Here is a 20,305-nt window from a genome sequence, read left to right on the forward strand (position 1 = left end):
AGCGTCGTGGAAAATCTCACGATCGAAATGTTTTCAGAGGGAACCGAATACGCTTTCGAGGATTTCGATTGTGGTGAGCCCTCGCTAAATGCCTTCCTGAGAGAGCATCTGGTGCGCCAGCACAATGGGCGCATTTTGCGCGGCTATCTGCTAAAAGATCGTGACCATCCACACGTACTGGGCTACTACACGTTGTCTGGAAGTTGCTTTGAAAAAGCGATGCTCCCTTCTAAGACCCAGCAGCGCAGGATCCCCTATACCAACGTACCCAGTGTGACTTTGGGACGTTTAGCTGTTCATAAAACACTACAGGGAAATGAATGGGGGACAACACTCGTCACGCATGCTATGCGGGTTGTTTACCTGGCTTCACAGGCTGTGGGTGTGCATGGCCTTTTTGTTGATGCGCTTAATGAGCAGGCAAAAAGGTTCTATCTGAAGCAAGGTTTTATTCCGCTGCAAGGGGATAACAGCAATTCTCTGTTCTTCCCTACAAAATCTATCGAACGACTGTTTGAGCAAGAGTGATTACGCTACATCCTGTTGTTCTTACTGAACATGCAGGTCGGGTAAGGCGTAGCCATTACCCGACATACAGGTTTCACGACTCCTGATGCACGACCTCGCCCTGCGGTGCAGCCGCTTTCCGGCGGCTCAGCAGGGCGTTAAGCAGAATCGCGCCAAAGGTTGCCGTACCAATTCCGCCAATCGTAAACCCGCCCAGCGTCAGGGCAAAATCGCCTGCACCTAGTACCAGCGTGACCGCCACCATAATCAGGTTGCTGTTCTGGCTGAGATCGACGCGATGCTGTACCCAGATACGCGCGCCGGCCACGGCAATCAACCCAAACACCACAATGGATGCCCCGCCAATCACCGGCGACGGAATGGTGTGGATCAAAGCCCCGAATTTCGGTGAGAAACCGAGCAGCATGGCCATCACTGCTGCCGCCACAAAGACCAGTGTCGAATAGACTTTAGTCACCGCCATCACGCCGATATTCTCGGCATAGGTGGTCACGCCACTGCCGCCCACCGAGCCGGAGAGCATTGTTGCCAGCCCGTCACCGACAAATGCGCGGCCCATGTACGGGTCCATACTGCGCCCGGTCATCCCCGCCACTGCTTTCAGGTGGCCTAAGTTCTCTGCCACCAGGATCACCGCCACAGGCGCGATGAGCATCATCGCCTGGGTGTTAAAGGTGGGAGAGGTGATCTGCGGCATGCCAAACCAGGCAGCCTGATGAAGCAGGGTAAAATCGACCGGCTTGCCGAGACCAAAAACGTTCGCCAGCAGGGCATAGACCAGACAGGCGACAATCAGCCCGACCAGAATCAGCAGCCGCTGGATCATCCCCCGGGTGAACACTGCCACCAGACCGATACAGAGCACGGTGATCACCGCCATCCAGCTTTCAAACGGCGAGCCGGAAACACTTCTTACCGCAATTGGCGCGAGGTTCAGGCCAATCGCCATCACCACGGCCCCGGTCACGACGGGCGGCATCATTCGCTCGATCCAGCGTGTTCCGATCTTCATCACCACCAGACCGATCAGGGTGTAGACCAGACCGCAGGCGATGATGCCGCCGAGGGCCACGCTCAGGTTAGGGTTGATCCCCTGGCCGTTAAACCCGGTGGTGGCGATGACCACCCCCACAAAAGCGGCGCTGGAGCCCAGATAGCTGGGGACGCGCCCGCCGGTGACAAAAAAGAACAACAGCGTACCGATACCTGACATCAAAATGGAGAGATTGGGGTCAAGCCCCATTAGCATCGGCATCAGCACCGTGGCGCCAAACATCGCGACCGCGTGCTGGACGCCCATCACCAGGGTTTGCCCGAGAGGGAGCCTTTCATCCGGCGCGACCACGCCAGGTTCTGTGGAGGTCGATTTCAACTGCCAGTGGGGAAATCCGAACATTGCCATGAGCTGTCTCCTTAAGGAGGGTTAACAGGCGGGTCGCATAAGCGCGTGGTAGCCGCGGTCGAACCACACCAGCCCTTGCGGCGCGGGGTGGCGAATAATCGAAACAATGTCGCAAAACAGGATGTCGTGGGTACCCACGCTGACCACCTGGCTGATCCGGCAGTCAAACGAGGCCAGCGCCGATTCCAGACGCGGACAACCCGTATCGCCCGTCTGCCAGCGTGCGGCGGCAAAGCGTTCCTCCATGGGGGTTTTACCACCAAACAGGTTGGATAGCGGCTCTTGCCCGGCGCTCAGGGTATTCACGCAAAGCGTGCGGTTCTCGCGAAAGGTCGGCCAGACCGATGCGCCACGGTTCAGGCACACCAGCAGGGTGGGTGGTGAATCCGTGACGCTGCACACTGCGCTGGCAGTGAAGCCGGCCATCCCTGCCGGGCCGTCGGTAGTAATGATATTGACTGCTGCCCCGACGCAGGCCATGGCGTCGCGAAAGGTTTGTTTATTCGGTACTGTCATCATCGCTCCTTACGCCAGCCCGCAGGCATCGTCGAAGTCCAGACGCGGCAGGCGTCCGTAAAGTTTGTTCGTATCACCGTAGCCAATGTTGATGAGCAGATTGCTTTTAAGCGTTGTGCCGGTGAAAAAGACCTCGTCGACCTTTTGTCGGTCAAAGCCGGACATCGGGCCGGTATCCAGTCCCAGGGCACGACAGGCAAAAATAAGGTATGCGGCCTGCATTGAGCTGTTGCGAAAAGCGGTCTCTTCGGCAAGTGCCGGGCTTGAGGTAAACCAGCTTCTGGCATCGCCATGCGGGAACAGTTCGGGCAGGCGTTCGTAGAATTCCCCGTCCCAGGCCACAATGGCCGTAATCGGGGCGGTGAGGGTTTTCTCCAGGTTGCCGCTGGAGAGGGCCGGGCGCAGCTTCTCTTTTCCCTCTGCACTTCGTACAAACACAATTCGCGCCGGAGAGCAGTTGGCAGAGGTGGGGCCCCATTTCATCAGGTTGTAGATCTCGCGCAGCGTCTCGTCGCTGACCGGAATGTCCTGCCAACCGTTGTGAGTGCGCGCGGCAGTAAACAACGTCTCCAGCGCGGTGGGGTTAATGGCTTCGCTCATCAAAACTCCTTATAAAGCGGGTTCAGGGCTGTGCAGCAGGCTGGCAAGCCCGTTCAGCAGCAGGGTGTTAAAGATGTCAGGTTCGGTGACGTTGCAGGCATGTCCGCCCTGGCGCATCACCGCCTTGTGGCTGTGCGGGATCGCCGCCTGCAGTTCCGTGGAGCACACCGAAGGCACCAGCATGTCGTCAACAGAACAGATGATGTGTATCGGGCAGCGAATGCGTGCGGCGTGGCGGCTGAAGTCGGCCTTTTTCAGTGCGTCCAGCCTGCGCAACAGATTGGCTTTACCCTGAAAGTGGACCAGCGCCAGGGCGTCTTCTGCCTCAAGACGCGGCGCGCGGGCGGCCATCCAGTCAGCCGGGTAGAGGAACAGCGGCTGTGCCTCGACCCACGCTTGCGCACCACCCGCATGCAGCAAACGCTCGCGGATCTGAAAGCAGCGGCGGGTATGGGCGTTAAGGGTCAGCCAGCCGTTGACGCACACCAGCGCAGTCAACGATTCTGGTTTATCGAGCGCCAGTTGCAGACCCACCAGCGCTCCCAGCGCATGGCCCACCACGCAGTAGCGCGTGATCCCGGCATCATTCAGTGCCTGCGCCAGCTCGTCAGCCATCTCAGCGAGGCTATAACCTTCCGGCAGGGTGGCGGGATTATTGCCCGTACCGCGCTGGTCATAGCACACCACCTGATACTCCTTCTCCAGTGTGGCCAACTGCGGCAGCCAGTAGCTGCCGCTACCACCGAGTCCGGCAATCAGCACCACCACGGGTGCCCCTTCGTAAGGGGGCGATGAGACAGAGAGTTTCATGGCGGCCTCACTTCGCAATGTGCGCAACGGACGCAATCTCAACGAGCGCCTCTGGCTTCACCAGCCCGCACTGAATGCAGAACCGGGCTGGTTTATCACCGGGGAAGAACTCCGCGTAGATTTCGTTAATCGCGGCGTAGTTTTTCCAGTCGGTGATAAAGATGCTGTTGAAGGTCACATCCTCCATGGTGCCACCCGCTGTTTCGATCACGTTTTTGATCGTCTCCAGCACGTGGCGCGTTTGCGCCTTTGGGTCGTTGATAAACACCACATTATTGTCTTTATCAAATGGCAGTGTGCCGGAGACATACACCACGCCATCGGCAAGCGTGCCGGGAACAAACGGGGCAATTGGCGTACTGGTGCCAGCGGGAATGATCACGGATTTCGGCATCATGTTTCTCCTCAGGCAATACGGGCGAGTGGGGGATTCAGGGCGTCGCAGAAATCAGCCACATTACTCACCCAGCCAAAAAAGGTTTCGATATTAAACAGAGCCGCTTTCTGGGCGAATTCCGGCCCGGCCTGATGCGTCGCGTCTTCCAGCACGACACCGAAATACTCAAGGAAAAAGCCGTCACGCAGCGTGGATTCCACACAGACGTTGGTGGCAATGCCGGTGAAGACCAGGTGGCGAATACCCCGGCTGCGCAGTAGGCTGTCGAGTGGGGTGTTGAAAAAGCCGCTGTAGCGTGGTTTGGGCAGCACGATATCGCCTGGCTCAGGAACCAGTTCATCCACCAGCTGATAATCCCATCCGCCTTTTGCCAGCAGCTTGCCCTGTAACTCGGGTCGTTTGCGCATGGTTTTCAGGGCGTTCGATTTGTGGAAGTTGGGCGAGCCTGGACCTCCAGCCTCCACGTATTGATCGTCCCAGCCGTTCTGGAACCAGATAATGAGCATCCCGGCGGCGCGGGCGGCAGCAACGGCGGTTTTAATGTTCTCAATCACCGGTTTGGTGGCGGAGACGTCGAACCCCGCCAGATCCAGATATCCACCCTGGCTGGCGTAAGCGTTTTGCATATCTACCACAATCAGGGCGCTTTGCTGTGCATCAAACGTGATGGCTTCCGGACGTGCAGCAAGTGTTGTCATTACGCGACCTCCTTTGTGATAGCGGGAATATGGGCGCGGCACTGCATCAGCGGCTGGATGCGCTCGCCGAAGGTTTCCACGCCGGTGAGGAAATCATCGAAGGTGAGCAGGACGCCTTCAGCGCCTGGCACTGCGGCCACTTCATCCAGCATTCTGGCGACGCTGGCATACGAGCCGACCAGCGTACCCATATTGATATTGACAGCGGAGGTCGGGTCGGCCATCTGGCGCACGTTGGTATCTGAGCCGGATCGGGTATCTTTCTGGCTCTGTTCGGTGAGCCAGCTCAGCGCTTCTTCATCGGCCCCGGCTTTATACCGTTCCCATTTGGCACGTGCGGCGTCGTCGGTTTCGTCGGCAATCACCATGAACAGCACGTAGGAACCGACGTCGCGCCCGGTTTTGTCGGCGGCCTCTTTCATCCGCGCGGCGGTCGGGGCGAAGGCGGCAGGCGTGTTTACGCCTTTCCCGAAGCAGAAGTTGAAATCGGCGTATTTAGCGGAGAATTCCATCCCCGCGTCGCTCTGCCCGGCGCAGATCACTTTCATTGGCACAGAAGGCTGCGGGCTGACGCGGCAGTCATTCATGGTGAAGAAGTCACCTTTGAAATCGCTTTTACCGGTGCCCCACAGATCGCGCAGGACCTGCACGTATTCGGTGAGGTAGTCGTAGCGGCGCGAGAAGTAATCGTCACCCGGCCAGAGTCCCATCTGTTCATACTCCGGTTTTTGCCAGCCGGTCACCAGATTGACGCCAAAGCGCCCGCCGGAGATGGAGTCGATGGTGGAGGCCATACGCGCCACGATCGCCGGGGGCAGGGTGAGGGTGGCGGCAGTAGCGTAGATCTGAATACGCGAGGTCACCGCAGCCAGCCCGGCCATCAGGGTGAAGGATTCCAGGTTGTGATCCCAGAATTCAGTTTTGCCGCCAAAGCCGCGCAGTTTGATCATCGAAAGCGCAAAATCGAAATGGTAGTGCTCCGCTTTCTGCACGATGGCTTTATTCAGCTCAAAGGTCGGCATGTATTGCGGTGCGGTGGTCGAGATAAGCCAGCCGTTGTTGCCGATGGGTACAAATACGCCAATTTTCATCACGAACCTCTCTTCATCTCAATGTGGGGTGAAAGTCAGACGTGGCGCTGCATCCTGCATATCCTGTTCAGCCTCGTGAAAAGAGTTTTGCAAAGGGGATGCCAGTTTTTAAAATGGCTTTGTTATTAATGTGTTAATGAGTGGTTGGTGAATTGGGTGTAAATAAAGTGGACTAAATGGTCAAAAGAAATGCACACAAAGCAGGCAACAGTGCGCGATGGCGGTGCAGGGGCGATGAGGGGAATGCAGCACGATCCCGGTGCGGGCCGGGATCGCAGGTTAGCGTTTATTGTGGCTTCACGCATAAAAACGTCTTTTATTTAGTTGCTGGTTTAGCATTAACCACTGTCTCCTTACCTTTGATAGCATTATCTAATATTTTAGAGAATAGTTGTGCGTAGGCATTTTGGTCTATGGCATTTGAACCATAAGCCATGCATAGCGAGAAGCTAGACGATAATACAAATAAAGCCGATGACATATCATCATCTTTATTCAGAACGACCACATCAGAAGTATCTTGAGCATTACGTTTCCCTGTAATAGATACTTTCGGTACGGCGATTGTAGCTTCTGTATTGCGGATCTTTTTTAATGCTTCTGCAGCTTGAGATGGAAGAGTACAAAGTACTGGTTCAAAGTGTGCTGTATCACCCTTCCGGTAAAGGACATAAGATAAATTTTTCATAGGGTTGGTTAAAATTAATTTACCTTGCACTCTGCAATTGCTATCTCTGTGGTGTAAAATTCCATTAGCATCCTTATAATCATCGCAATTATATGAAGCTTGATTGGTAATCGCTAAAATATCAGTTTCCTTAGGTGCCTCTGAGGTGCACCCACTTAAAATTAAACTAGCCAATACAATAGAGGGAGCAATCAATTTGTTTGAGTCTGAGAGAATGCGTAAATAAAAACAAAAATAAGTCGACATGGGTGACTCCAATCAAAAGGATAATTAAAATAACAGGCGGTCTCTATATCACATAACTATAGCCATTCAAAAAATCTTCACTAGTACATTAGTTGTAGTTAATTAAATGGGTTCAATCTTTACTCACCATTGAGCGGCTCTGATGGCTGAACATCTTACGGAGTTAGCCAACGTTTTTATTTCATTGCATAAGCCTGGATTAGTCTCCACAACAACCGACCCATCGGTAATCGATAGATATCGCTATGAGCATCCCCACCTGTACCAAAGGAATTGTATTGTGTAATTCCGTTTGATGTATCAATGTAATCAATAACTCTTGCCCCATTAATACCGTTAAGAGGATTTGTACATTTTTCTGATGTATCACCACGGTTGCAGAGTGAAAATTTACCATATGTTTCTGTAGCTGATGTATCTGAGGCAGTCATACAGTGAAATGTTCCCGAGTAAACAGGTTGCGTACAAGCTTTCACATAACTTTTCACTGCTCCTGCAGGGTCAGTCCATTTCGCAAATTTTACTGCTGAGTCGAATTTCGATGCTGTTAATACTAATTTAGTATTACCCAACCTCATGTAATCTCTGTATGGCGCTCCTTCTTCACTTAATCCAGGAAAGAACCTGTTGATACTCATGGCACCCTGCAATGACACAGCTAAATTTATAGGGCTCGAGACCGTTGTGTCATTTTTTAATGGACTGCTAAATAGCGCTCGAGTCATAGCGCGAGCACCGAAACTATGACCTATGGCGATGACAGGAAGTTTGATGCCTGATTCGCTCATACTCTCAGGTATAGTTTGATTGATAATTTTATTGAGCCAGATGAGACCCAGTTCGTCCGCATCGTTTGCTTTGTTTGGGTAACTGGCAACATTATCTACTCTAGTGGACCAATATGAAGGCCAGGTAATACCAATTACGAGCGGTCTAAAAGAAAGGTTGTTTTTTTCGGAGGGGGGGATAACTCGTACTCGGGGGATTAGCATGTTACTTGCGGGACTTGAAGGATTTTCTTTAACTTCATCCTGTTGTTCAAGAGAGGCTGTTATTATATTTCCAGTAATATCATTAAAATTACGGATTGCGTCACTTTGAGACGTATTCCAACCCATGACGATGATCAGTATATGGCTATAAACACCACTTTTAAGGTCATGCTTGAGATTGCTTTTAAGTGCAGAAAGCCCTACGTTACTATTATTATAAAATGAGAGTAACAGAGCGTCATTTGCATCTTCAACAGAGCTTGAAATGTCACATGCATTCCACCCGCTGATTTTAGCTATGTCGATATTTGATTTTTCAACCAACTCTTTTGATATATAGGAGTTATAAACAAAACAGTAATTGCTAGTAATGTAAGGAGTGGTTGATTTTTCATTTATGACATTAAAGTCATTTTTTATGATATGAGAAATAAACATGGATTTTATATTGTGTTTTGTAAGTGATTTAATTTCACTTGGTCCGCCAATAATTTTTTTTGGTGATTTTTCAACCCCAATGATATATCCGGGGCTGTGAAGGGCTATACCTGAAGGATAATATAACATAGAATGAAAACTTCGAGTGGTTGAGTCATTGAGCTCAAGTTTTTTTTCATAAGGAGCCATTACCGTATCAGCATTGCTACAGCTACTGGCAGCAGAACAAAGCATGATGATGAAAATTTTTGATAATTTCATGTGCGTTTACCCAATCAAGTGCTGTGATTTGAATTTTTTTTGAATGTAATAATTCATAAACAATAGAATCTATTTATAAAAACACCTTAATCTCACTTGAAAATAATTCAATGTGTTAAAGAGTAAATGTGATTTGTTCTCATGGTTCTCTCATTAAATAGTTTTCTAATCATAAAAGTACAGTGGTTCAAGTTCTAGTAGGTAACTTCATTAAACTTAGTCCTGCTTAAAAACAACTCCAGTGATTTCCGGTTTGAAATGAAAATAACATTAAAACACTGGGTTTTATTTTTATTGTGGTGTTTAATTTCATGGCATTAAACTCTTTCAGGATTTTATTGATTTTACCTTGGTAGAACAAAAAGCCTTAGCACTAGATTCCTCGCTATATGAATCAATGGTATTTTGAAAAAAACATCGGCCTGTTTCTCAACAAATTTATGGTTCATGTAGTTCTAACAACTGCACCTGGCACGAAGCGGATCGTGTTAAGGACCGAGTAGTCAGCTATGAAGAAGGGGTAGCAACATTCGCACCCAGTCTCCCACAACAGCTTTTCTTTTTCGATTTTGCACCGAGCCTGCCCCCCGAAATGTCGAGATAAAGCAGGGCTTTTGCTATGCTATGACAAATCAATATGGAGAGCAGGAATGACACAAGGCGCAGTGAAAACACCCGGTAAACGTTCGCAGGCCGTGAGCGCCAAGAAGCAGGCCATCCTCAGCGCGGCGCTGGAGACTTTTTCACAGTTTGGTATTCACGGTACGCGTCTGGAGCAGGTGGCGGAGCAGTCCGGGGTGTCCAAAACCAATCTGCTCTACTACTACCCGTCGAAAGAGGCGCTCTATGTGGCGGTGATGCAGCAGATCCTTGATATCTGGCTGGCACCCCTCAAAGCATTCCGTCAAGAGCTGGCTCCGCTGGTGGCGATCAAAGAGTACATTCGCCTGAAGCTGGAGGTGTCGCGTGATTACCCGCAGGCATCAAGGCTGTTCTGTCTGGAGATGCTGCAGGGCGCGCCGCTGTTGCAGGCGGAACTGACAGGGGATTTAAAGCAGTTGGTTGATGATAAATCAGCCATTATTGCCGGATGGGTCGCCAGCGGGAAACTGGCACCGGTCGACCCACATCATCTGATCTTTATGATTTGGGCCTCCACTCAGCATTATGCTGACTTTGCGGCCCAGGTTGAGGCGGTGACCGGTAAAACGCTCCAGGATGAGGCGTTTTTCCAGAGCACGCTGGAAAACGTACAGCAGATGATCATTGAAGGGATCCGCGTGCGTTAGTTCCCCGGCGGGAGAGGGCAGCTTAAGTCGCCCTCTTCACACTGCATCAGCGAGGCCAGAAACGCTTCGCGCTCAACGGTTTTTTCCGCCAGACACTGATTAATGATCATTGGCTGAACGCTGCCACCTTCGGTTCCTGACCCCATAAATGTGCAGTCCGCATCACGCAGGGTGATCCACGCCTGTTGTGCTTTTTTTAGTAGCTCCCGCTGGGGGGCTGCCGCGCGCTTGATGGCGGCCTGATACGTCTGGTTGAGCTTGTTATCGGCAGCCTGATACTGCTGCGCGCTACAGGTGTTCAGTTCAAGCTGGGTAGTCGCTTTGCCGCACTCGTCGGCCAATGCGCTGGCGCTCAGCAGCAGTGCTGCACCTGCAATAAGAATTCGTTTCATACACTCCCCAATAAAATAAGGCTCCGTCTCCGGAGCCTTATTAGCACAGCGTTAGCCGATTGTCATCAGGCTGGCGTTACCCCCTGCGGCGGCGGTGTTGACGCTGAGTGATCGCTCCACGTACAGACGCTCCAGCAACAGGTTGGTTTCACCGCGGGCGAAGCCCTGCACCGAAACAATCGCCCCGCTGCGGGCCGCGACCTGTTCGCACAGTTCGCGCAGCTGGTCAGAATCACCGTGGTAGATAACGGCGTCAAACGGCTGTGCCAGCAATGCATCCGCTTTCGCGAAGTGAATGCGGGACGAGACTGCTTTCGGCAGCTGTTTAGCCAGGTCGCGATGCAGCGCATCTTCCGGCCACAGCACTTCACAACCGGTCGCAGCAGCAGCAGCCAGTTGCACCAGCGCATCCTGCTCGTTATCCGCCACACACAGTACACGCTCACGCGGCATTAGCGTCCAGGTGTTGCGCTCGCCGGTTGGGCCCGGCAGCAGACGCTGCGTACCCGCCTGCGCCAGCTCGCCATATTGCTGAGCCAGCGCGCGCAGTTCAGGACGTTTTTCCGCCCACGTGATAAGCGCTTCCAGCGGCTGCGTCAGTACGGTTTTCAGCTGTGCATCCACCGGATAGTCCGCGTCCTGACGAGCCAGGGTGACACCCAGCGCGTTCTCCGGACGGTTCGCCAGCAGACGGTACAGATAGAGCGGACCACCCGCTTTCGGACCCGTACCGGACAAGCCTTCGCCGCCGAACGGTTGCACACCCACAACGGCACCCACCATGTTACGGTTCACGTACAGGTTGCCTACTTTGGCGCTGCCGGTGACCTGGGCGATGGTTTCGTCAATACGGGTATGCACACCCAGCGTCAGGCCATAGCCGGAAGCGTTGATCTGCTCAATCAGCGCGTTCAGGTTGTTACGGTTGTAACGCACCACGTGGAGTACCGGACCGAAGACCTCTTTTTTCAGTTCGTCGAAGCTCGCCAGTTCAATCAGCGTTGGTGGCACAAAGGTACCGGTCTGCCACTCACGGGCATCTTCGCTGGTTTCACGTACGGCCTGGAACACCGGACGGCCTTTGGCACGCATGGTCTGAATGTGGTTTTCGATGTTGGCTTTGGCTTCCGCGTCGATCACCGGCCCGATATCGGTGGTGAGACGGCCCGGATTGCCCATACGGCATTCGGACATTGCGCCGCGCAGCATCTTCAGAGTGTGGTCGGCCACGTCATCCTGCAGACACAGCACGCGCAGGGCGGAGCAGCGCTGGCCGGCGCTGTCGAAGGCGGAAGCCAGAACGTCAACCACCACCTGCTCGGTGAGCGCGGAGGAGTCAACGATCATGGCGTTCATGCCACCGGTTTCCGCGATGAGCGGCGTCGGACGACCTTGCGCATCAAGACGGGTGGCGATGTTGCGTTGCAGCAGGGAGGCCACTTCGGTCGAGCCGGTGAACATCACGCCACGCACGCGGTTATCAGCGGTGAGCTTCGCACCAACGGTTTCCCCCCGGCCAGGCAGCAGTTGCACCACGCCTGCCGGAACACCGGCTTCCAGAAGGATGTTAATGCCCTGGGCGGCAATCAGCGGGGTCTGTTCCGCCGGTTTCGCCAGCACGCTGTTGCCCGCCGCAAGCGCAGCGGCAATCTGGCCGGTGAAGATCGCCAGCGGGAAGTTCCACGGACTGATACAGACGACCGGGCCAAGCGGACGGTGGGTTTCGTTATCGAAATCATCACGCACCTGGCCGGCATAGTAGTGCAGGAAGTCGACGGCCTCGCGCACTTCGGCGATGGCGTTGCTGAAGGTTTTACCCGCTTCGCGCACCAGAATGCCGATGAGCTGTTGCATCTGATCTTCCATCAGCACCGCAGCGCGTTCGAGAATGGCGGCACGTTCCTCAGGAGGGGTGGCGAACCAGATAGGGGCGTTATTCACCGCGCTGTCCAGCGCCTGATCCACTTCCGCGTCAGTCGCTTCACGCACGTAACCGACGATATCTTTTGGCTCCGCCGGGTTAATCACTGGCTGCATTTCACCGTCAGCGACAGGTTGCTCCAGCATCGGTTTAGCCTGCCATTTCTGCAGCGCGCTGTTGAGCAGGGCAGAGGAGAGGGACGCCAGACGGTGTTCGTTGGCGAGATCCAGACCCGCTGAGTTCACGCGGCCTTTGCCGTACAACTCGCGCGGCAGGGCAATTTTCGGATGTGGCAGACCAATCTGCCCTTCCTGCGCCGCCATCTTCTCAACGGCCTGCACCGGATCGGCAACCAGCTCATCAAGCGGCAGCGTGGTATCGGCAATGCGGTTAACGAAGGAGGTGTTCGCACCGTTTTCCAGCAGACGACGGACCAGGTACGCCAGCAGGGTTTCGTGGGTGCCCACCGGGGCATAGATACGGCATGGGCGGTTCAGCTTGCCGTCCGCCACTTTACCGGTGACCTGCTCATACAGTGGTTCACCCATGCCGTGCAGGCACTGGAATTCATACTGGCCCGGGTAGTAGTTCTGTCCGGCCAGGCTGTAGATCGCCGCCAGCGTATGGGCGTTATGGGTAGCAAACTGCGGATAAATCAGGTTCGGTACGCCGAGCAGTTTTTTTGCGCAGGCGAGGTAAGAGACGTCGGTGTATACCTTGCGGGTATAGACCGGATAGCCTTCCAGACCGTCCATCTGGGCGCGTTTGATTTCGCTATCCCAGTAGGCGCCTTTCACCAGGCGGATCATCAGGCGGCGACGGCTGCGGCTTGCCAGGTCAATCAGATAATCAATGACGAACGGACAGCGCTTCTGGTACGCCTGAATAACGAAACCAATCCCGTTCCAGCCTGCCAGTTCTGGCTCGAAGCACAGTTTTTCCAGCAGATCGAGGGAGATCTCCAGACGGTCGGCCTCTTCGGCGTCGATGTTGATACCAATGTCATACTGGCGCGCCAGCAGGGTCAGGGATTTCAGACGTGGGTAAAGTTCTTCCATCACCCGGTCGTACTGCGCACGGCTGTAGCGCGGGTGCAGTGCGGACAGTTTAATCGAGATGCCCGGGCCTTCATAAATACCGCGACCGTTAGACGCTTTACCAATGGCGTGGATCGCCTGCTGGTAAGAGACCATATAGGCTTGCGCGTCAGCGGCGGTCAGCGCCGCTTCACCCAACATGTCATACGAGTAGCGGAAACCTTTATCTTCCAGCTTGCGGGCGTTTGCCAGCGCTTCGGCAATGGTTTCACCCGTGACAAACTGCTCGCCCATCAGACGCATCGCCATATCCACGCCTTTGCGGATCAGCGGTTCGCCGCTTTTGCCGATGATGCGGTTTAAAGAGCGGGAGAGGTTGGCTTCGTTATGAGTCGAGACCAGCTTGCCGGTAAACAGCAGACCCCAGGTAGCGGCGTTAACGAACAGCGACGGGCTGCGGCCAATGTGTGACTGCCAGTTACCGTTGCTGATCTTGTCGCGGATCAGCGCGTCACGGGTGGCTTTATCCGGAATACGCAGCAGTGCTTCTGCCAGACACATCAGTGCCACGCCTTCCTGTGACGAGAGAGAGAACTCCTGCAGCAGGCCCTGAACCATCCCGGCGCGGCCGGTGGCGGTTTTCTGGTTACGCAGCTTATCGGCTAATTGATAGGCCAGGCTGTGCGCCTGCGCAGCAATCGCTTCTGGCAGGCGAGCCTGCTCCAGCAGCATCGGCACGGCATCGGTTTCGGCACGACGCCAGGCGCCAGTGATGGCGGCACGGCTGACGGATTGCGGCAGGATCTGCTCGGCGAATTCGAGGAAGGGTTGATGACTTTCATCACCTGCGGTCAGCGCTTCCTCGCTTTCATTCGCCGCGCCAGCCAGCAGGGCAGGCAGCTCTGGCAGACCGTCTTCACTCTCCAGCCTTTCCAGATAGTTAAAAATTGCCTGCTTGATTAGCCAGTGCGGTGTGCGGTCAATGCGGGTGGCTGCGGACTTAATCCGTTCGCGCGTTGCGTCATCCAGCTTAACCCCCATGGTGGTCATACCCATGCCAAAGCTCCTGTTGTTCTTTAATAGTGTTCTGTCGTTAGCGTGAAATATCCACCATGTTGCAACTTTGTGCAACCGTGTTAAATGTGACCTGGTTTGCAACCCGGAAAATGAATGGATTGTTAATGAATGGTTAGCTGGAAAAAAGAACTGGCTTCTGTATCCAAAGCCTGTTTTTATGCGGTGCTTAACATTTTTAAAAGGTGCAACCCGTATAAGTGTGAGCGAGTGCAACCTATAGGAAAGTTGTATCAAACCAGGGATGAATTTGATGTAAATGCAGTGTTAAATCGTTTGTCAGCGGGGTGCGCATACGGCAGGATAGCGCGCCCAACAGAAACACAAGATACATTCACCACGTTCCGGTGATCATATAACAAGGCAACCCGGACGGTTGTCGCTCGACTTTTTGGAGAATTTGAATGGCTATTAGCACACCGATGCTGGTGACATTTCTCGTTTATATTTTTGGCATGATCCTGATAGGGTTTTTGGCATGGCGTTCAACAAAGAACTTTGACGACTACATTCTGGGCGGGCGTAGTTTAGGCCCGATGGTGACCGCGTTGTCTGCGGGGGCATCGGACATGAGCGGCTGGCTGCTGATGGGGTTACCAGGCGCGATTTTCATTTCCGGTATTTCAGAAAGCTGGATTGCCATCGGCCTGACTGTCGGGGCATGGATCAACTGGAAACTGGTGGCAGGCCGTCTGCGCGTGCATACCGAGGCCAATAATAACGCCCTGACGCTGCCGGATTACTTCACCGGACGCTTTGAAGATAACAGCCGCATTCTGCGCATTATCTCTGCCGTGGTTATCCTGCTGTTCTTCACCATCTACTGTGCCTCCGGCATTGTGGCGGGCGCGCGACTGTTCGAAAGCACCTTCGGTATGAGCTATGAAACCGCGCTGTGGGCGGGTGCTGCGGCGACCATCCTGTATACCTTCGTGGGTGGTTTCCTGGCCGTAAGCTGGACCGACACCGTGCAGGCGAGCCTGATGATCTTCGCCCTGATCCTGACCCCGGTGATTGTGATTTTCACCGTCGGCGGTCTTGGTGATTCGCTGGAAGTGATTAAGCAGAAGAGCATCGAAAACGTCGACATGCTGAAAGGGCTGAACTTCGTTGCCATCGTGTCGCTGATGGGCTGGGGTCTGGGTTACTTTGGTCAGCCGCATATCCTGGCGCGCTTTATGGCTGCGGATTCTCACCACACCATCGTGCATGCGCGTCGCATCAGTATGACGTGGATGATCCTGTGTCTGGCGGGGGCGTGTGCGGTAGGCTTCTTTGGTATCGCGTACTTCAACAATAACCCGGCGCAGGCGGGCGCGGTGAACCAGAACGCCGAACGTGTGTTCATTGAGCTGGCGCAGATTCTGTTTAACCCGTGGATTGCCGGTATTCTGCTCTCCGCGATTCTGGCGGCAGTGATGTCTACCCTGAGCTGCCAGCTGCTGGTCTGCTCCAGTGCCATCACCGAAGATCTGTACAAAGCTTTCCTGCGCAAAGGTGCAAGCCAGAAAGAGCTGGTGTGGGTAGGGCGCTTTATGGTTCTGCTGGTGGCGCTGGTGGCCATCGCACTGGCGGCCAACCCGGAAAACCGCGTGTTGGGCCTGGTGAGCTACGCGTGGGCGGGCTTTGGTGCGGCATTTGGTCCGGTAGTGCTCTTCTCCGTGTTGTGGTCACGTATGACCCGTAACGGCGCGCTGGCGGGGATGATTATCGGTGCGGTTACCGTGATCGTCTGGAAACAGTTCGCGTGGCTGGGTCTGTATGAAATCATTCCGGGCTTCATTTTCGGTAGCATTGGTATTGTGGTCTTCAGCCTGCTGGGTAAAGCGCCGTCAGCATCCATGCAGAAACGCTTTGCTGAAGCAGATGCGCATTACCATTCTGCACCGCCGACTAAGCTGCAGCCGGAATAATTTTTTTCCTCGGAACACTGAAAGCCGGGTAAGCGCTAGCGCTGCCCGGCTTTTTTCTTGCCAAAATCCGTAATTTCCTGTGATATCCATGTGCTTATAACAATGAGGATAGCGAAGCATGACAATCAAAACAGGGGTAATGGCAGCGGTATTTTTGATGCTGGCTGGCTGCACTGCGCCCTCGCAACACGCGGCGGTAGAGACCTGCAAAGCGGATAACCAGATGCAGCAAACCACGCTCTATTTCGGCCTGAACCGTCCGGCCGGGGCGCAGATCACCAGTAACGAGTGGCAGCAGTTTGTTGATCAGGACGTCACACCGCGTTTTCGTGATGGTCTGACGGTATTTGATGCGCGTGGACAGTGGTTGGGTAACGACGGGAAGGTAGCGCGTGAACCGAGTAAAGCGCTGATGCTGATCCACGGTAAAGATGCGCAGAGTGAAAAGAACATCGAAGCGTTACGCGGGATTTATAAGTCCCGCTTCGCGCAGGAGTCGGTGATGCGTGTCGACCAGCCAGTTTGCGTGCAGTTCTGATAAAAACGGCGGGATATCCCGCCGTCCTGACTTACAACACTAAACCCGCAAAACTCGCTGACAGCAGGCTCACCAGCGTCGCGCCATACACCAGACGCAAACCAAACCGCGATACTACGTTCCCCTGCTGCTCGTTCAGGCCTTTAATCGCCCCGGCCACAATGCCGATGGATGCAAAGTTCGCGAACGACACCAGGAAAACAGACAAAATTCCCAGCCCACGAGGTGACATCGAATGAGCGATTTTTTGCAGCTCAATCATCGCTACAAATTCATTCGCCACCAGTTTGGTCGCCATAATACTGCCCGCATTTAAGGCATCGCTCAGAGGAATGCCCACCAGCCATGCCAGGGGATAAAATACATAACCCAGGATTTGCTGGAAGCTCATGCCAAACAGGCTGGAGAAGAGGGCGTTAACGGCGCTAATAAGGGCAATAAAGCCAATCAGCATCGCCAGAATAATCATCGCCACTTTAAAACCAGCCAGAATATACTCGCCGAGCATTTCGAAGAAGCTCTGGGATTCATGCAGTTTTTCAAGTTTGATATCCGGCTCCGCTTCCGGGCGCGCCGGGTTGATAACGGAGAGAATAATAAAGGTACTGAACATGTTTAGAATCAGCGCCGCCACCACAAATTTGGCATCGAGCATGGTCATATAGGCGCCAACAATCGACAGAGAGACCGTCGACATAGCTGTAGCCGCCATCGTGAAGAGACGACGTGAGGAGAGATCGCCCAGCACGCCTTTGTAGGCAATGAAGTTTTCAGACTGGCCGAGGATCAATGAACTCACCGCATTAAAGGATTCCAGTTTGCCCATACCATTCAGTTTTGACAGCAGCGTGCCGATCACCCGAATAAATATCGGCAGAATTCGCCAGTGTTGCAGAATACCAATCAGCGCGGAAATAAAAATAATCGGACAAAGTACACCGAGGAAAATGAACGCCAGTCCTTTTTCACCCATCCCACCAAAGACAAAGTTGGTGCCTTCGGCAGCAAATTTCAGCAGTGATTCAAAGAACCCTGAGACGTATTTAATCAGGAATAACCCGCTTTCGGCGTGCAGGAAAAAGAACGCCAGAGCAATCTCAATGACAATCAGCTGTAAAACAAAACGAATGCGAATTTTTCGGCGGTCGAAACTCACCAGCCAGGCCAGCGCAAGAATAATCACCAGCGCGAGCAGGAAATGGACAATCTTAAACATAATTAATTTTCACCAGGTGTTTGAGGCAGATATTTAGCCACAGCCCTGGTTAACCGTAAATGGGCATTTTGGTTATAACTTATAAACTTAACGATAACGACAGCAACTATTACCAGACTTTGCGTTTACAACTCGTCATCAAAACAACACACATTTCGCTTGTTTTTCTGCCCGTCGTAATGATAATCACTATCACAAGAATTTACCTTTCTTTGCATCAGTTGACCGCGATAAACATTTAAGGTGTCGGCATGTTTGTTCCATTTCTCATTATGTTACGTGAAGGGCTCGAAGCTGCCCTCATTGTCAGTCTCATCGCCAGTTATCTGAAGCGAACCCAGCGCGGACGCTGGATTGGCGTCATGTGGGTGGGGGTGTTCCTTGCCGCGGCGCTGTGTCTGGGCCTGGGTATCCTGATCAATGAAACCACCGGTGAATTCCCGCAGAAAGAACAGGAACTGTTTGAAGGCATCGTTGCGGTGATCGCGGTGGTGATCCTCACCTGGATGGTGTTCTGGATGCGTAAAGTCTCCCGTAACGTAAAGGTGCAACTGGAGCAGGCGGTGGATAACGCCCTGCAAAAGAGCAATAACCACGGCTGGGCACTGATTATGATGGTCTTTTTCGCCGTCGCGCGTGAAGGCCTGGAGTCAGTTTTCTTCCTGCTGGCGGCATTTCAGCAGGATGTCGGCATCTGGCCGCCGTTAGGTGCGATGCTGGGTCTTGCTACGGCTGTGGTGCTGGGTTTCCTGCTTTACTGGGGCGGCATTCGCCTTAACCTGGGGGCCTTCTTCAAGTGGACGAGTTTGTTTATTTTGTTGGTGGCTGCTGGGCTGGCGGCAGGGGCGATTCGCGCCTTCCATGAAGCGGGCCTGTGGAACCATTTCCAGGATGTGGCGTTCGACCTCAGCAACGTTCTTTCCACCCATTCACTGACCGGCACCCTGCTTGAAGGCATCTTCGGCTATCAGGAAACGCCGAGCGTCAGCGAAGTGGCGATGTACTTTATCTACCTCATTCCGGCGCTGGCGCTGTTCTTTATGCCATCGCGCCCCAGCGCTCAGCCGTCGCGTACTGCGCCCTGATGTGCTTACTGTAGTTACAACATACTTTTAAAGGGAAGGGTCATGGCAATTCAATTTCGTCGTAGTGCGTTACAGGTTGGTGTGGCAGCGCTTGTTGCTTCTGCCTTTGCCGCTCAGGCTGCTGATATTCCACAGGTCAAGGTGACGGTGAATGATAAGCAGTGCGAGCCGATGACCATTACGGTCAACAGCGGCAAGACACAATTTATTATTCAGAACCACAGCCAGAAAGCGCTGGAGTGGGAAATTCTCAAAGGTGTGATGGTTGTGGAAGAGCGCGAAAATATCGCGCCTGGCTTTAGCCAGAAAATGACGGCTAACCTGCAGCCGGGTGAATATGACATGACCTGCGGTCTGCTGACCAACCCGAAGGGTAAGCTCATTGTTAAAGGGAATGCCACGGCGGATGCCGCGAAAGGTACGGCCCTGCTGAGCCTGGGCGATGCCATCACCGCTTATAAAGCGTATGTCACCAAAGAGACTGCTGACCTGGTCACGGGTACCAAAGCCTTTACCGATGCGGTGAAAGCAGGTGATATCGAAAAAGCGAAATCCCTGTATGCGCCGACTCGTCAGCACTACGAGCGTATTGAGCCGATTGCTGAGTTGTTCTCTGACCTTGATGGCAGCATTGATGCCCGCGAAGACGATTTCGAGCAAAAAGCGGCTGATCCGAAATTCACCGGTTTCCACCGTCTGGAGAAAGCCCTGTTTGGTGACAACTCCACGAAAGGGATGGAGAAATACGCTGCGCAACTAAACAGCGACGTGCTGGAGTTGCAAAAGCGCATTAGCGAGCTGGCTTTCCCGCCGTCAAAAGTGGTGGGCGGTGCCGCAGCGCTGATTGAAGAAGTAGCCGCCAGCAAAATCAGCGGTGAAGAAGATCGCTACAGCCATACCGACCTGTGGGATTTCCAGGCCAACGTCGATGGTTCACAAAAAATTGTCGATCTGCTGCGTCCTCAACTGCAGAAAGAGAACAGCGAACTGCTGGCTAAAGTGGATGCCAACTTCAAAAAAGTCGACACCATTCTGGCGAAGTACCGTACCAAAGATGGGTTTGAAACCTACGATAAACTGACTGATGCCGACCGTAATGCGCTGAAAGGCCCGATTACCGCCCTGGCGGAAGATCTCTCTCTGTTACGTGGCGTACTGGGTCTGGACTAAGCA

At 53.5% G+C, this 20,305-nt stretch carries 18 protein-coding genes; 6 read left to right on the forward strand and 12 right to left on the reverse strand.

All coding sequences use genetic code 11. The features are described from left to right. Positions 1 to 6 precede the first annotated feature (6 nt). Positions 7 to 528, forward strand: a complete 522-nt coding sequence (locus V6E55_RS04605) for a GNAT family N-acetyltransferase (RefSeq protein ID WP_108090257.1) — start codon at positions 7 to 9, stop codon at positions 526 to 528. A 73-nt stretch (positions 529 to 601) separates the two neighbouring features. Here V6E55_RS04605 and rutG read toward each other — a convergent pair whose 3' ends face one another. The 9 genes from rutG to V6E55_RS04650 form a co-directional block, all read right to left on the reverse strand. Further along, positions 602 to 1,930: a pyrimidine utilization transport protein G gene (gene rutG, locus V6E55_RS04610; protein WP_129324464.1), complete on the reverse strand. Its 1,329-nt coding sequence runs from the start codon at positions 1,928 to 1,930 to the stop codon at positions 602 to 604. 21 nt (positions 1,931 to 1,951) lie between these two features. Continuing rightward, a complete protein-coding gene (rutF, locus tag V6E55_RS04615) occupies positions 1,952 to 2,446 on the reverse strand; it encodes an NADH-dependent FMN reductase RutF (protein ID WP_316942341.1) in 495 nt (164 codons plus the stop codon). A 9-nt stretch (positions 2,447 to 2,455) separates the two neighbouring features. Continuing rightward, a complete protein-coding gene (locus tag V6E55_RS04620) occupies positions 2,456 to 3,046 on the reverse strand; it encodes a malonic semialdehyde reductase (protein WP_316942279.1) in 591 nt (196 codons plus the stop codon). A 9-nt stretch (positions 3,047 to 3,055) separates the two neighbouring features. Beyond that, positions 3,056 to 3,856, reverse strand: coding sequence for a pyrimidine utilization protein D (gene rutD / locus V6E55_RS04625; RefSeq protein WP_316942280.1), 801 nt, complete (start codon positions 3,854 to 3,856; stop codon positions 3,056 to 3,058). A 7-nt stretch (positions 3,857 to 3,863) separates the two neighbouring features. Further along, a complete protein-coding gene (gene rutC / locus V6E55_RS04630) occupies positions 3,864 to 4,250 on the reverse strand; it encodes a pyrimidine utilization protein C (RefSeq protein WP_028019115.1) in 387 nt (128 codons plus the stop codon). 11 nt (positions 4,251 to 4,261) lie between these two features. Continuing rightward, complete coding sequence (gene rutB / locus V6E55_RS04635; RefSeq protein WP_316942281.1) at positions 4,262 to 4,951, reverse strand: pyrimidine utilization protein B; 690 nt, start codon at positions 4,949 to 4,951, stop codon at positions 4,262 to 4,264. Continuing rightward, the gene (gene rutA, locus V6E55_RS04640) at positions 4,951 to 6,042 is read right to left on the reverse strand and encodes a pyrimidine utilization protein A (protein ID WP_114978265.1); all 1,092 of its coding nucleotides are present in this window, start codon (positions 6,040 to 6,042) and stop codon (positions 4,951 to 4,953) included. Before rutA ends, rutB begins: the two co-directional genes overlap by 1 nt. A 316-nt stretch (positions 6,043 to 6,358) precedes the next feature. Further along, positions 6,359 to 6,976 (reverse strand): hypothetical protein, encoded by a 618-nt coding sequence (locus tag V6E55_RS04645; protein WP_316942282.1) that lies wholly within the window; start codon positions 6,974 to 6,976, stop codon positions 6,359 to 6,361. 176 nt (positions 6,977 to 7,152) lie between these two features. Beyond that, positions 7,153 to 8,667 carry a hypothetical protein gene (locus V6E55_RS04650; protein ID WP_316942283.1) on the reverse strand — a complete coding sequence of 505 codons (1,515 nt, stop codon included), beginning with the start codon at positions 8,665 to 8,667 and terminating at the stop codon, positions 7,153 to 7,155. A 650-nt stretch (positions 8,668 to 9,317) separates the two neighbouring features. On the opposite strand from V6E55_RS04650, the gene rutR reads away from it, so the two are divergent. Continuing rightward, positions 9,318 to 9,956 (forward strand): HTH-type transcriptional regulator RutR, encoded by a 639-nt coding sequence (rutR, locus tag V6E55_RS04655; protein ID WP_129996135.1) that lies wholly within the window; start codon positions 9,318 to 9,320, stop codon positions 9,954 to 9,956. Here the strand turns inward: rutR and V6E55_RS04660 are convergent. Both V6E55_RS04660 and putA read right to left on the reverse strand, forming a co-directional pair. Beyond that, positions 9,953 to 10,348 carry a lysozyme inhibitor LprI family protein gene (locus V6E55_RS04660; protein WP_316942284.1) on the reverse strand — a complete coding sequence of 132 codons (396 nt, stop codon included), beginning with the start codon at positions 10,346 to 10,348 and terminating at the stop codon, positions 9,953 to 9,955. The two genes, rutR and V6E55_RS04660, sit on opposite strands and share 4 nt — an antisense overlap. A 51-nt stretch (positions 10,349 to 10,399) precedes the next feature. Continuing rightward, positions 10,400 to 14,362, reverse strand: a complete 3,963-nt coding sequence (gene putA / locus V6E55_RS04665; protein ID WP_129996133.1) for a trifunctional transcriptional regulator/proline dehydrogenase/L-glutamate gamma-semialdehyde dehydrogenase — start codon at positions 14,360 to 14,362, stop codon at positions 10,400 to 10,402. 422 nt (positions 14,363 to 14,784) lie between these two features. Between putA and putP the strand changes: the two genes are divergently transcribed. Together putP and V6E55_RS04675 are read left to right on the forward strand one after the other, a co-directional pair. Next, positions 14,785 to 16,293 carry a sodium/proline symporter PutP gene (gene putP / locus V6E55_RS04670; RefSeq protein WP_114978261.1) on the forward strand — a complete coding sequence of 503 codons (1,509 nt, stop codon included), beginning with the start codon at positions 14,785 to 14,787 and terminating at the stop codon, positions 16,291 to 16,293. 118 nt (positions 16,294 to 16,411) lie between these two features. Next, a complete protein-coding gene (locus V6E55_RS04675) occupies positions 16,412 to 16,831 on the forward strand; it encodes a DUF3574 domain-containing protein (protein WP_316942285.1) in 420 nt (139 codons plus the stop codon). Between the two features lie 31 nt (positions 16,832 to 16,862). Here V6E55_RS04675 and V6E55_RS04680 read toward each other — a convergent pair whose 3' ends face one another. Next, positions 16,863 to 18,047: a NupC/NupG family nucleoside CNT transporter gene (locus V6E55_RS04680; protein ID WP_114978259.1), complete on the reverse strand. Its 1,185-nt coding sequence runs from the start codon at positions 18,045 to 18,047 to the stop codon at positions 16,863 to 16,865. Between the two features lie 251 nt (positions 18,048 to 18,298). Between V6E55_RS04680 and efeU the strand changes: the two genes are divergently transcribed. Beyond that, entirely contained in the window at positions 18,299 to 19,132 is an 834-nt protein-coding gene (efeU, locus tag V6E55_RS04685) for an iron uptake transporter permease EfeU (RefSeq protein ID WP_114978258.1), read from the forward strand. Positions 19,133 to 19,174: 42 nt separating this feature from the next. Then, entirely contained in the window at positions 19,175 to 20,302 is a 1,128-nt protein-coding gene (gene efeO, locus V6E55_RS04690) for an iron uptake system protein EfeO (protein WP_129996130.1), read from the forward strand. Positions 20,303 to 20,305 lie beyond the last annotated feature (3 nt).

The organism is Enterobacter sp. 342 (assembly GCF_036663495.1).
Classification (GTDB): Bacteria; Pseudomonadota; Gammaproteobacteria; order Enterobacterales; family Enterobacteriaceae; genus Enterobacter.